Origin of the sequence: Neisseria sp. (genome assembly GCF_030527965.1) — a bacterium.
Classification (GTDB): domain Bacteria; phylum Pseudomonadota; class Gammaproteobacteria; order Burkholderiales; family Neisseriaceae; genus Neisseria.
On the sequence record NZ_JAUMZU010000016.1, the window covers coordinates 62,516 to 75,037 of the forward strand.

The following is a 12,522-nucleotide window of genomic DNA, read 5'->3' on the forward strand; positions in this document are numbered from 1 at the left end:
AATACTGGATTGTTTACCGTTGCACATCTTTTTCCGATTGATTTTGTTGCTGCAACTGCTCAACTGCACGCGGATTGCCGGCCAATCGGTCGAACTTATCCTGTGCCTGTGTGTTGAACGACTGCCCGGCTACTTCCCTCGCCAGTTTGCTGATGATGCGCGCTTCAGTTTTATGGCCCATCTTGTACAACTCCTTCGCTATCTGCCCGTATTCTTCAATAATAATGCCCCGCGTTTGCAGGGCTTCTTTCAGATACGGATGTTTGGGTCGATCATTGTGTTTTAAGGCTTCTATCAGTTCTTCCGCCTGTTGCCGGGCAACATGGCTTAATGCACCGCGTTGCCTCATCGCCCGTAAAACACTGTTTTCCGGTTTCTGTGCTTTGCCTCGATGTTGTCGTTTGGTGGCAGCGCACAAAACACCTTCTTCGCGTAATTTCTCGGCAAAGCGTACCCGCCATTCAAACAGGTCGGCTTTGCGCGGGTTCAGTCGTTGGCCAAGCTCGTCCCGCATCAATACGCACAAGTGCACATGAGGATGCGGCGGTTCGCCCGGGCGGTCAGATTCGTGGTGCAGACCGAAGACATACTGGTGGCTGTCGAACTGTTCGGCGGCAAACTTACGGGCGGCTTTGTGTACCGCTTCCGGCGGTGTACCGGCCGGCATCGACAAGACGATGTTCAAGGCTTCTTTGTATTTGCTTTCTTCCGGGATACCCAGCTGCTGCCAGTCTTTCAATAAGCCGTTAATCGCTTTCTTACCCGACAGTTTCTCACCGTCCTGTGTTTCCAGTTTCACTTCGCCGTTACGTGACACATAATCCAGATGATTGCGCACCCCGCGCATACCATTGGAACGATTGCTGAGCCGTTTAGGAATTTTGACCATCACTTCGGGATGTTTCAGTGCGGCCGAACGCAGGTTGGACAGCCCGCTGCCCGGCTTCAGCGGTTTGCCTTTACGCCGGCCACCGCCTATGGCCATACCTTTGTCTTTCGCTTTGACCGCACGGGTTCGGTAACCTAAAAACCATTCGTCGATGTTACGGTTTAAGGACATGGTGGTACTCCTTGTTTATTTGCGCCGCCTTCGATGAGTTTGCAGGGCCTGGTTGACTTTACCGACGTGCGCTTCAATAAATGCTTTCAAATCGGACAGTTGTTGACTATTCAATGATGCCTCTTCGCCGGCGTTCAGTTGGCGGGCAATCTGATTCAGGTTGCGGCCAATGCGCAGTAATTGATAGTTGGACTGATAGAGGGCATCCGCCTCATAGGCCGATAACATGGGATGCCGATAGATATGGGATTGGATAATATCGCGGGCTACGTCGTTGATTGAGCCGCGCCGTAAAACGGCAGCCGCTTCCAAGTACGCCCTGTCTTTATCCGGCAGCCGTAGGGTAATCCGCTTGCGATGGCGTGGCGCAGGTAGATTTACCGGGTCAGGTTCAGTTGGTTGATTGAGTTGGGCCTGCAATAGCTTTCTGGCGAATAGGGAAAGGCTGGGTTTGCCGTATTTTTCATAGGCCAGTTTGCGCAACGCCTCTAGTTCTTCATGAGAAAGACCGAATACCCTGATAGGCTGAGATTTTGAGGCTGAAGAATGAGATACTGACATGATTTTCCGATACAAAATAAAAGCCCGCCTTCATTCTTGGCGGGCTTTGGTTTGAGATAAAAGTTAGCGGTTAAAATCCAAACCGGGCTCGTCCAATGCTTTGGCCGGTTCCTTTACTGCTGCGCTTAACTGTGTTTCGTAAAAGTTTGTCCGCGCCTGCATCTGCACGTCCGGCGGCAGTCCTTCTATCGACTTTTCCATCAGGTATTCCATGACCTGCCGTTGCTGTTTTTCCTGCGGCAATAAAAAAGTGCTTTGCATTAGGTAACGGTCCTTCGCCGTTTCAAAACGGCTCTCCGGTGTTGCTTCGGCTTCCTGCTTATTCGGTTGAGCTGTTTCTGCTGCCTTTGTCAGCTCTTCCTGATGCAATCGCCGGACACGGTCGTACACTTCCTTAAAGCGCGCCCGTTGTTCCTGCGGCATACCCTGTATATGGGCATAACCGAATTCCTGCGTATCGGCATGCCAGACGATGCGGGCTTTATCCACGCCGCTGACAAAGAAACGGTTCGGATATTTGCGCCACTGGATCAGTTCGCCCGATTCCAATAGGGGTTTCAGACAGGCCGGCAGCTCGGTGCCTGCCACACGATCCAGTGCCGCCTGTTCGCGCTGAATGGCCGCTTCGGTCTTGGTTATGCTTTCCTGTAAAGACCGTAATCCGTCGTTCTGTCTGTCCCAGCGCCGAAGCGTGTCTTGTCCGTTACGTTTGTCATTCAACGGCTGGCCGTTGGTTGAGCGAGCATCGTCGAAATGGTCTTGTAGACGACGGTCAAACTCGGCCTGTTTTTTCTCCAGCGACCGCTGAAGGATAGCCAGCCGTTTGCTGCCCGCCGGTTGTTGACCGTCCTCTGCGATGGAAAGAGTATCCGTTACTACCTCTCGGTCAGGCAGATAGCGTTCCTTTAAATCCGGGTAGTCTGCCAATACCGCTTCATTCGGAATTGGCTTTCCGTCATCAGTGAGACGGCTCAAATAAGCCTCTACCTGCCGGTAATGAACATCCCGTATAGCCTCCGCTTCGGTGGCGGCGTCGGATACGGCCCGTCCCACTCCGGCTTCGGTCGCTTCCGGCCAGATGACCTGCCAGTGTGTCTGTTCCGGCATCACTTTGGCCCGTTCGCTAAATTCAGACAGGCTTTGCTGTGCCGGATGCGGTAAGGCTTCTGCCACTTCCTGCGCATATTCCGGGGAAAGCCCGGCAGAAGCATGGCTCTGGCGGCCATATAAAGTCATCTCGATTTCCTGCCGGTCTGTCTTCTGCCCACGGGCGGCGGCCTTGGCAAACTGTTCCGTCACGTCTGCCACAATGTCGGTATTCTTATCCCGAGCATCCAGATCGAACAGGGTTTCCCAACCGCGCTCGATGGCAAGATAACGGCCGCTCTCGTTAAAACGGGCATATAAGACCTGACTGCCTTCTGGGTTGAGCATGCCGTCGCCCGGCGCACCGCCGAAATCCTTTGAGGCGGATAAGGCATCCCGTTTGTGCCAGCCGTGCTGTTCGACCAGATGGTTGATGATGTTTTCTGAATAGTGCGGATCGGGAACCGGCGACGTTTCCGGTTGCGTTGAAACGACCTTATCGGCCGCCGGTTCTTGCTGCACCGTCCGTTCAAATGACAGCAGATATTGCTGAATCTTCTCGGCATCACGGGCGGCTTTCAAGATTTCCGTCGGATCGTTCTCCAGTTCTTGAATCCATGATCCGACATAATCGGCATGCCGTTTAGGGTCAAACGGCACACCCAATTCGCGGCTGGTGATCATGGATGAGATTTCCGCCCGCAATTCTTCTTTGGCATACTTGACCGGGTCTTGGAAATAGCCGACCAATTCCCGGTTCAGCCGGCTTTCATGACCGGTCCAATGGCCCAGCTCATGCAAGGCAATCGAGTAATAAGCTGCCGCTGAATCAAACTGTTGCTTGTGCGGCAACACGATGTAGTCTTCAGCCGGATAAAAATACGCCCGATCACCCGACTGATGCCGGATATCGGCACCCGACAAGGTCAGCAACTGCTCTGCGCGCTGATGGTTTTCCCAAACGGGTTCGCGTTGCAGTGGCGGCAGACCGTCGATTTGTTCCGCGTTGAATACCGTAAACGACTTCAGCATCGGCTCGCCCAGTTTGACTATTTCTTTCAGCGGCCTGCCTTGTTCGTCCTTGACCACCCGGCCTTGCTCGTCTTTGACCGTGCGCGGGAAATGGGTAATCAGTTTGAGCAACCCGACGCCTTTTTCTCCCCGCCGCACCTGTGCACCGATACTTTGCGCCTGCTTGTACGTCATCCAGCGTGGGTCTGCTCGGTTTGCCAGCATCAGTAACAAGGTATTGCCGCCGGAATAGCGTTCCAGCGTCGTTGCGTTGTACGGTAAATCACTGCCCATTGCCGGTTCCCACCTTTGTTGAAAGGGTGCCGTGCCTTGTTTGAGCTGCTCGATCAGTTCGTTTGCTACTGTTTCGGCAAAAGTTTTGCGTAAGTCTTTTTTCTGCTGTGCCATACGCTTGCTCCTTTGTGATTAAGCAAAAAAACCGCCCCGCATCACAAAGATACGGGGCGGTGTCGGACCGGCTTATTTCCAGCCGGATACGTCCAGTAATGCTTTGGCCTCGGGCGGCTGCGCCGGATCGGCCAGATAAGCCTGCATGGCTTCATAAGATGCGAAGGCCAACAGATAGGCATCGACCTGCTCATCCGATAAAAGGGCTAACACTTCGGCTTCCTCTTCAGTTAAAAACAGACCGGTGTTATCCCACTCGGTGCCGCCGTCCGGCAGTACATCGTCTTGCATGATTATTCCTTTCTCTTAATATGAAAGCCCTTAGCGCTCGATTTCCGGCACTATCTCCTGTTGCTGCTGGTGATGACGCTCCGCCTGCTGTTGCCGGGTCTGCTGCTGCATTTGTTGTTCTGCTACCGACTGACCCGGTGCTGGAATCTGCGCCGGTTCCGGCAGCTTCAGCTTGCTGCCACTCATCATCTTTTCGGTATGCTCGTAGTAATTGCGCAAGGCTTTGGTACGCACATCACCGGTCAGGCCGCGCAAAGCATCCATCGTGCTGCGCTCGTAAAACCTCAAACGGGCTTTGTTCTGCTTTGACAACTTGGCCGCCTTCTCCATATAAGCCGTCTTAGCCGCCACCATTTCGGTATTCAGCGCTTCGCTTCTTAAATCATTCGCCTGCCGATGCACCTGAGCCGGCACCTCTTCGCTGCCGATGGCATGCACCGGTACGCCCGGCTGGGTGTCGGCCCGCTCGGAAACGTTAACGGTCGAATCCGACGGTAAGGCGCTTTGTGCTTCCAACTTATCAGCCGCAGACAAAGCGGCGACGTCCGGTTGGGTACGCACTTTCTTTTCCTGTTCCTGCTCGGCCTGCTGTTCCGGTTCTTGTCCGGCCTGCCTTTCCGCTACCTCAATCTGGAATTGATTGTGGTGGGTGTTCAGCGTTTTATGGTCGACCACGGCGCCTTGTTCGTCATAGACCGGGGTTTCCACCGTGACCGCTTGCCGGCCCAGATGATGCAGCCGGATGGTATCGCCGGGTTGGGCACCGCTCTGTTCCAAGGCGTCCGCCAAGCCGATGCCCCATACCGTATGCGTTTTGCCTTGCTGCTCCAGTGTCAGGTAATAACTGGGCTGCGCCTTGGGATCATTGCGGTAGGGTGCGCTGCCGTAAGCCACAATCCGGCCGTCGTTTTGTTTGACCGGTTCGCTTTGCGCAGCCGGCTCCGGCATCGCCATTTCTCTTGCGGGCCGGCTTTCCACACTGTTCAGCGAACGTTCTTGCAGCAGACGGGCCACCGCTGCTTTATCGGCTTCGGTCGGTGTATAACCGCTAGTCCGTATGCCCTGGCTTTCCGCCGCCACATACATCATGGCCTTAAATTCCTTACTGCCGTTCAGCTTGAGGCTGTCCCAGCCTTTTTCTTTCGCCACTTCCAGCATGTCGTTGACGACCTGTGCATTGGCCAAAGGTGTGCTGAGTTTCTTTCCGCTGTCGGTAAACAAACAGTACGGTGCTCAGGTTGTCGGCGGCAAGGTATTGCCCGTCGGCCACTACATAACGGCTTTTAATGCTGTCCGGCGGAATGCGGTAGTTCAAATCCAGTACCGGCTTTTTTTCAGACAGGCTGGGTGCGGCTTGTGCTTTAATTTCCGGCTCCGCTTCAGCTTTCCGCGCCTTGGCAGCCGGTTGCCCGACCGGCGGTTCGGCTTCCGGTGCCGCCTTAACTGTTTTGGGTTGATTGACCGGCGGCTCGATGGTCGGGCTTTGTTGCTGCCGACGGCCGTCATATTCAATGGCGTTGACTTCACTTGTTTGGTCTGTCCGGCTCATATCGGATTCCTCATGTAAAGAAGCCGCCTTATCGGCGGCTTGGGTTGATGGGGCGGTAGCCGGTGACGGCGGTAAACGAATGCCGCGTTGTCTGGCTTCTTCCGCTGCAATGGCATCCCAGTCCTGCTCGGCAGGTGGTTCGGTGATAGTCTGTTCGGTAGTCGGTTGCTTTGTTTCAACCGGCTTTTCAACTTCAGCTTCAGGTGGCTCCGCCTGCCGTAAAACCGGCTCCAGTGTCCGGCGTACCGCATCCAGTCCGGCCAGATGATGCAGGTCGTTAAAATCACTCGGCAGCTTAGGCCGGCCTTGGCTGTCCAGGCCGTTTTCGGTCTGATAGCGCTGTATCTGCGTCATCGTAAATTCGGGCTCAACGACATGCGCCCGCTCACCCAGCACCGCAGCGGCCTGCAAGGCTTTCTTCATACCGGTTTGCGACGCATCGTTATCTACCGCAATCGTCACCGGCACCTGTTCCGGCAACACCTTGGACAGACGCTCGGCTATTGGCACCAGATTGCCGGCATGGAAAGCCACAATCACCGGCTTACCGGTCGCCTGATGGATACTGGCCGCCGTGGCCAACCCTTCGGCCAGCACCAGACCGTGCTGATAATCATCAGCCTTGCCGACCACCGAATAACCGCCTTTGACCTGACCGCCTTCAAAAAACCGTTTGGTTCCGTCCGGCAGAATAGATTGCAGGTTGACCATTTCCCGTTCATAGTAGACCGGCACCAACAGATTGGTTTGCCCCTGATACTCATTCAGCCTTAATTGACCCATAATGGCCGGATCGGTGATGCCTTTGGCCGTCAGATACGGATGGCCGGCCGTTGCCGGTTCCGATCGCTGCCAGATGCGGCCGGACAGTTGTTTGACTTCCGTTTGCTTCTTCACCAGTGCCGCTTCTTCGGCCAATCTGGCCGTTTCCCGTTCGGCCCGGCGTTTTGCCTGCTCTTCGGCCGACGGCGGCGTATAGGGTTTCTCCGGGCGGTAGCCGTTGGCTCTGGCTTCATGGAATAATGAACCGATGCTGCGTTTGGGCGCTTTGATGCTTTTCCAGACCGAGCGGGCCGCCCGGTTATTGTAGTTGTCGGATTGCTGCGACCATTGGTCCCATAAATCAAAACCGCTTTCGCCAAATTCGTTTTTAAGCGAGTAAGCAGTATTGACCCAGGTATCTCGGTCGTGCGGGTCGATGTAGCTTAATGCGGCACGGATGTCTTCGTCGTTCGTCATCATATTCTCCAATAAAAAAGCGCCCTTAATGCTGGCTAACATTCAGGGCGCGGGGGAAAGTGTGCTTAAATTGGGGTAGCTTCCTTAACCTTAAAATAAAAGATTAATTGGGTATTACTCGAATTCAATTTCCTCTCTGAGTTTGTTATAAATATCAACTTGCGTTTCAACTCGTAGTTCATGCACTATCCACTTGTTCAATAATGCTTGCTCAATAAAATCCTCAATACGGTTGACTCCATTTATTTCCTTCAATGTCACAACGACGCCGAACCGTATCCCTTGGCCATCTCTTTTATGCAAACGCTCAATGGCCTTAATACTCATTCCCCAATTTGGATTGTCTTCATTCAGGATGGATTTTGCCTGCTTACGCGGAGTAAAACGTTCACGGATATTTTTTACATTATCCCACTTTCCAAATATTTTTCGTGCTGCATCCTCTATGATGTAACTAGGTGCATCATCACTGTGCTGTTTATCCTTGTTAATCGGCACTATTTTTTTTTCCTTCAATCTACCAACTCCCTTCAATCTACCAAATTGAATATTCAATTCAGTATTGGTGTAATCTACACCTTGATTACGAGAACATTTAGGGAAATAACATATTGTTGCCTTTGCAATATAAGGATACTTATTTTTAAATATTGGGACAGGGAATTTATAGTTATAAGAATCATATTTTTTTGAAGTATCTGAAATAATAAATTTAATTTCATCATCAGGTGTTGAAAGAATATCCTCAATTTTGATTGGAAGAATTCCATGTCCAATCAAAACTTTTTCCTTAAGTGATTTATGGTCATTCCAACTAATTACCGAATCAATTAATAGTGCTTTAGCCTCTTCACGACTTAAGCCCATAATATAAATCAAATACGCTAATTTTCTGGCGACCAAGGGGGCAGCATAACTTGTCCCAGCAACTTTAGCTACTCCCAATGGCTCACATACATTTATAAACTGCCCATTTCCGCCACCATAATAGGCAACATCAGGTTTCGTGAAAAATGATAATACAATACCTTGACGAGAATAGGTCACTGGGTTTCCTTCGAAATCAACCGAATTCACAATCAATGAATTTAATGAGTCAGCAGGTGAACCAATCTTTGACCGTTGTTCGTTATTAATTTTTCCATTTGTTCCGGCGACAACAAAAATAATATCGTGCTCAAACTGGATTTCATCTAAGACAGCGCCTTCCACAGAAATAAAATTATCTTTTATTTCATCATTTGATCCTAGCGATAAATTCCATACTTTTATATCTGTATTTTGGGACACTATCTCTTTAATTTGTCTAATAATATTAAATGAATTAAAGCCCTTATTAAGTGATACACCAAAATGTCTTACTTGAAACCGACCACAGCCATCATCCAGATTTTTATTCAAACTAGGGCCATCGACAATCAATGATGATACAGCTGTTCCATGTTTGTAATCTGCTGGCTCTTTTCTAATTTCCTCGGAAATCAAATCGTGATATTCAACCCATTCGCTAAAATAAACCCGTTGGTCAAACAACGTATCAATTACTCCTATAGTTGGTTCGTTTTTAGGAGACGGGAGAAGCATCTCTACTTTATCCGGCGTATGATTAAAGTCCTCCGGGGCTAATGATGAGAAATCTTCAACGGCCATTGACACTAGATAGGGGATTTTAGAAAGAACGGTCTCAACACTCTTTTCATCAAGTAATACCGTAGTTTGATCCAATACATTGGCAGTAGATATATCAATATTTATCTTTTTCAAAAGAGCGTGAATATCAGTCTTAACATCATAAAATGTGATGATGGAATTTCTCAGTTTTTGTTTTTCCGCTTCTTCTATGTCAAATTTTTCAACAAAACAGGCATCTCTTAAATACTTTTTGAAAGTCGTTTTTGAAAAAGAATAGTCATCATATTGTAAGGAATCAAATACTGAAGAATGATTGAAAATATCAGCGGTTAATTCCCCTCCAGGAAATGACTTTTTAAACAAATCAATAATCTGATCAGATATATGAATCGTTTTTTCTAGGGTATCTCTAGGAATATAGTGTGTAATAATATGTTTATTCTTTTCCGAATTAAATTTTGCACCGACAACTGTATCAATCGGTTCTAAATTGCTCCCCCCATCTAAATAACCACTTATACGGTTACTTTTGGCAATAATTCGATCATAGTAAACACTAATTAAAGCACCATCAATCATTCTGTTTTCGTGCCAAAATGCTTTTATTTTCATTAATGATTGGTGCAGTTCTTGTAATCTGGTTAATCGTATTACTGAATTTTTAGGTAGCGTAATGTGTATTGTAGGATTATTGCGCCCTTTATCTTCAAATTTATTGCCTTTCAATTTCAAAATATTATTCATTTTTTATCCTCACTTAACTCTCTTGAAACGCTACTTTTGGATACTCCGGTTAAAATTTCTATTTCACGCACCGTAAATCCCAAATTATGTAATTGATTCAGCGTAAGTATTTTTCCTCTATGTATGTTCTTCAAAAAACGTTTCAAATAATCATATGGATCTTTACTATCACTGAAAGCCAATGAGGTTCTGATAATATTTTTTAAATCTCCAGGGTTTGGTAGATTGTTGGCACTTCTGATAATTTTTTTGAACAATCTCATATCTTTTGCCGCATGCTTAAATTGCTTCAGAAAATAACTAAGAATGACCTCTGCTACTTCAACCTTGTCATCGTCTGAATATCGATCAAAGTCAATGGCTGCATCAAAGCGTCTAACAAGAGCTTTATCTAAATTCTCATATAGATTTGTAGTCGCAATAATCATTGCTTCAGGATTCAAATTATCCAAAGCCTTTAGAAAAGTAGACGTTACTCGCCCCATTTCTCGAATATCATTTTGATTAATACGGTCTAATGCAATCGTATCTATTTCATCAAATAGAATAATATAGTTGCTCACAAATGGGAGTTTATTAATCTCATTAAATACATGTGTTAAATTCTTGGCAGTCTGCCCTAGCTTACTGTCTACTAAATGGCTAAAATCCACCATGAGTAATTCTCTGTTCAGTAATCTGGCAATTTGTTTTGCACTTTCCGTTTTACCAGTGCCAGGAGAGCCAATAAATAAAAATTTATTAATTCCAATATTATGATTTACTGCATTAATTATGCCTCTTAAATCATTCATGATTGTTGTTGGCAAAGGTAATGGATTCATATCCAGTTTTACTGGTATGAGATACTCACTATAATCTCCTGTTTGAGGAACAAATCTATCTGATTGAGATAATAGTCCCATGATATATTGGGCAAGTTGTTCGTCTCCAGCTTTATCAAAGTTACGAGCAATCGTGATTGCCTGATTTCGAAAATCGGCTTCTCTGTGTTCAAAATGGTATTTAATTAAATCAAGTACATCAGCTTTTTTCATATCGTCACCTCTTCCGGATGAATTATACAATCCACTTGGGACAAATTAAAACTATTTGGGACAAAGTTAATGTAAATATCAACAATTCGGCAAATTAAGGCGACCGGTATCGGCCGCCTTAAACGTTTCTGTTAAGCCGCATCGGGCAAATCGCCCGCATCCACGCCGGAGGCTTCCTTCAGCAAGTCACTGACCACTGACAAGCTGACGTTGCCCTAGTTCTTCGCAATCACCGGCACCAGTTGCGCCACATATTCCGGCGGACTGCCCGGCGGTATCAGTGAGCGCAGCAGGGTTTTGGCAATGTCTTCCGCATTGGCCGCATCCTGCCATCGGAAGCTCGCCAACACTTCAGCCGGCACCGGCTCGGCTTTCGGTGTCGCACCGACCGCTTTAGGCGGCAAATGAACATCCAAAGCCGGCACATAAGGCTGCGGCAGATTGGCCCGCTGCTTAAAGACAGGGTCTTGCCAGTACACAATCTTCTGCGCATAAATCGGCCGGCTGTAACCAATGCTGATAATGCAGTCGGTCTTCGGCATCATCTTCAGTTCGTCCGGGTTCATCACCGCCCGTTTCTGGTCGCTGATGCTGTTGCTGCGACTACTGCTTTTACCCGACGAACGCGAAACCGATTTGGCTTTGAAGGTCTCGTAGCCTATCAGTTTGCTGTATTCTTCCGCGTCTGCCTGTTCGCGCGGCGGAAACACAATCTGGCAGCCGAAGTTGGTAAAGAAGGTGCGGGTTGCATCGCGGCCGTAAATCTCGGTGACTTGTGACGGCGTCTGAATAATCGGCATCAGCCGTAAGCCGTAACCGGCCAGATAAGACACGCCGTGCTGTACGGCCGGAATGGCACCCAAAGCGGTAAACTCGTCCATCAGCAACAGACACTGATATTTCAGTATGTCTGGGTCTTCGTCCGGTTTGAATTTCTGCCGCAACAAACCCAGCTTAGCTATTTCGCCCTTATTGGCAAAACGGGAAGAGCCGTGTAATTCGCGTTTGGGTCCTCGAAACAGGGATATTAGCGAAAACAGTAATACCGCCAGCGGCAGGATGGCGGCCAGTGCGGTCGAGACCTACAACGGAAAGACCATGCACGGCGGCAGCCGGTGCAGATGCTGCCAGTAGGTATACAGCATCAAAACGGAAGGGGCGGACTTTAAGCCCATCCATTGGGTATAGACCAGGCTGCCCAGATACATACCGCCCAATGCGGCTATGCCCACTAAAAGACAGCAGAACAGCGCCGGTATCAGAATCTTCTTCATGACTTTGCTCCATAAAAAAAGCCGCACAAAGGCGGAATGAAAGACAACGTACCGACAGGTTTACAGCATGCCGTAAATGCCTTCGGTACTTTCCTGGCGATTGGCGGTATAGATAATCTGCATTTCAGCCGCATACACCTCGGTCACTTTACGCTGCGCACCTTCATGATCGGTATACTGGCGGGTACGCTGCTTGCCCCAGACTTGGATGCAATCGCCTTTTTTCATATACCGGCAGACCACTTCGGCCTGGCGGCCATACAACAACACCGGAAACCATTCGATGTGTTCTTTGATTTCGCCGGTTTGTTTGTCGGTCCACTTTTCGGAACAGGCAATGCTGATTTTAGTGGCGGCGGTGCCGTCGGGCAGACTGCGCAATACCGGGTCTTTGCCCAGATTGCCCATGAGTTCGATTTTATTGACGGATGGCATAATAAAGTCCTTTGTGTTGAATAAATGTAAGAAAAAAATTAAATCGTTAGAGATTTTTTAGGAGTGGCCCTTTCCAGTAGTTGACCCAAAAAAGCATGCCTGATTATTTTACCGATTCCTGGGCCATGATAACTAGGGAGATTCAAATTTAAGTTAGAATTATCCCTATGCGAAAAAGTCGTCTAAGTTGGTACA

At 48.7% G+C, this 12,522-nt stretch carries 11 protein-coding genes; all 11 read right to left on the bottom strand.

Annotated features, from left to right (window positions below; genetic code table 11):
* Positions 1 to 13: 13 nt before the first annotated feature.
* Positions 14 to 1,060 (bottom strand): traS protein, encoded by a 1,047-nt coding sequence (locus tag Q4A84_RS08440; protein ID WP_303088485.1) that lies wholly within the window; start codon positions 1,058 to 1,060, stop codon positions 14 to 16.
* Between the two features lie 15 nt (positions 1,061 to 1,075).
* A complete protein-coding gene (mobC, locus tag Q4A84_RS08445) occupies positions 1,076 to 1,621 on the bottom strand; it encodes a plasmid mobilization relaxosome protein MobC (RefSeq protein ID WP_303088486.1) in 546 nt (181 codons plus the stop codon).
* Positions 1,622 to 1,684: 63 nt separating this feature from the next.
* Entirely contained in the window at positions 1,685 to 4,126 is a 2,442-nt protein-coding gene (locus Q4A84_RS08450) for an ArdC family protein (protein WP_303088487.1), read from the bottom strand.
* Positions 4,127 to 4,198: 72 nt separating this feature from the next.
* A complete protein-coding gene (locus Q4A84_RS08455) occupies positions 4,199 to 4,417 on the bottom strand; it encodes a hypothetical protein (protein ID WP_303088488.1) in 219 nt (72 codons plus the stop codon).
* Between the two features lie 30 nt (positions 4,418 to 4,447).
* Positions 4,448 to 5,602: an LPD7 domain-containing protein gene (locus Q4A84_RS08460; RefSeq protein ID WP_303088489.1), complete on the bottom strand. Its 1,155-nt coding sequence runs from the start codon at positions 5,600 to 5,602 to the stop codon at positions 4,448 to 4,450.
* Complete coding sequence (locus Q4A84_RS08465; protein ID WP_303088490.1) at positions 5,520 to 7,247, bottom strand: PriCT-2 domain-containing protein; 1,728 nt, start codon at positions 7,245 to 7,247, stop codon at positions 5,520 to 5,522. Before Q4A84_RS08465 ends, Q4A84_RS08460 begins: the two co-directional genes overlap by 83 nt.
* Positions 7,248 to 7,319: 72 nt before the next feature.
* On the bottom strand, positions 7,320 to 9,581 hold the full coding sequence (locus Q4A84_RS08470; RefSeq protein ID WP_303088491.1) for a S8 family peptidase: 2,262 nt from the start codon (positions 9,579 to 9,581) through the stop codon (positions 7,320 to 7,322).
* A complete protein-coding gene (locus Q4A84_RS08475; RefSeq protein WP_303088492.1) occupies positions 9,578 to 10,618 on the bottom strand; it encodes an ATP-binding protein in 1,041 nt (346 codons plus the stop codon). Before Q4A84_RS08475 ends, Q4A84_RS08470 begins: the two co-directional genes overlap by 4 nt.
* A gap of 215 nt (positions 10,619 to 10,833) precedes the next feature.
* Positions 10,834 to 11,562: a type IV secretory system conjugative DNA transfer family protein gene (locus tag Q4A84_RS08480; protein ID WP_303088493.1), complete on the bottom strand. Its 729-nt coding sequence runs from the start codon at positions 11,560 to 11,562 to the stop codon at positions 10,834 to 10,836.
* A 138-nt stretch (positions 11,563 to 11,700) separates the two neighbouring features.
* A complete protein-coding gene (locus Q4A84_RS08485; RefSeq protein WP_303088494.1) occupies positions 11,701 to 11,892 on the bottom strand; it encodes a hypothetical protein in 192 nt (63 codons plus the stop codon).
* A gap of 60 nt (positions 11,893 to 11,952) precedes the next feature.
* Positions 11,953 to 12,327: a single-stranded DNA-binding protein gene (locus Q4A84_RS08490; protein WP_303088495.1), complete on the bottom strand. Its 375-nt coding sequence runs from the start codon at positions 12,325 to 12,327 to the stop codon at positions 11,953 to 11,955.
* Positions 12,328 to 12,522: the final 195 nt, after the last annotated feature.

Bases quoted from the DNA above. Each gene is read 5' to 3' on its own strand.
- Q4A84_RS08440 (WP_303088485.1), bottom strand. From the start codon at position 1,060: ATGTCCTTAAACCGTAACATCGACGAATGGTTTTTAGGTTACCGAACC.
- mobC (WP_303088486.1), bottom strand. From the start codon at position 1,621: ATGTCAGTATCTCATTCTTCAGCCTCAAAATCTCAGCCTATCAGGGTA.
- Q4A84_RS08450 (WP_303088487.1), bottom strand. From the start codon at position 4,126: ATGGCACAGCAGAAAAAAGACTTACGCAAAACTTTTGCCGAAACAGTA.
- Q4A84_RS08455 (WP_303088488.1), bottom strand. From the start codon at position 4,417: ATGCAAGACGATGTACTGCCGGACGGCGGCACCGAGTGGGATAACACC.
- Q4A84_RS08465 (WP_303088490.1), bottom strand. From the start codon at position 7,247: ATGTTAGCCAGCATTAAGGGCGCTTTTTTATTGGAGAATATGATGACG.
- Q4A84_RS08470 (WP_303088491.1), bottom strand. From the start codon at position 9,581: ATGAATAATATTTTGAAATTGAAAGGCAATAAATTTGAAGATAAAGGG.
- Q4A84_RS08475 (WP_303088492.1), bottom strand. From the start codon at position 10,618: ATGAAAAAAGCTGATGTACTTGATTTAATTAAATACCATTTTGAACAC.
- Q4A84_RS08485 (WP_303088494.1), bottom strand. From the start codon at position 11,892: ATGAAGAAGATTCTGATACCGGCGCTGTTCTGCTGTCTTTTAGTGGGC.
- Q4A84_RS08490 (WP_303088495.1), bottom strand. From the start codon at position 12,327: ATGCCATCCGTCAATAAAATCGAACTCATGGGCAATCTGGGCAAAGAC.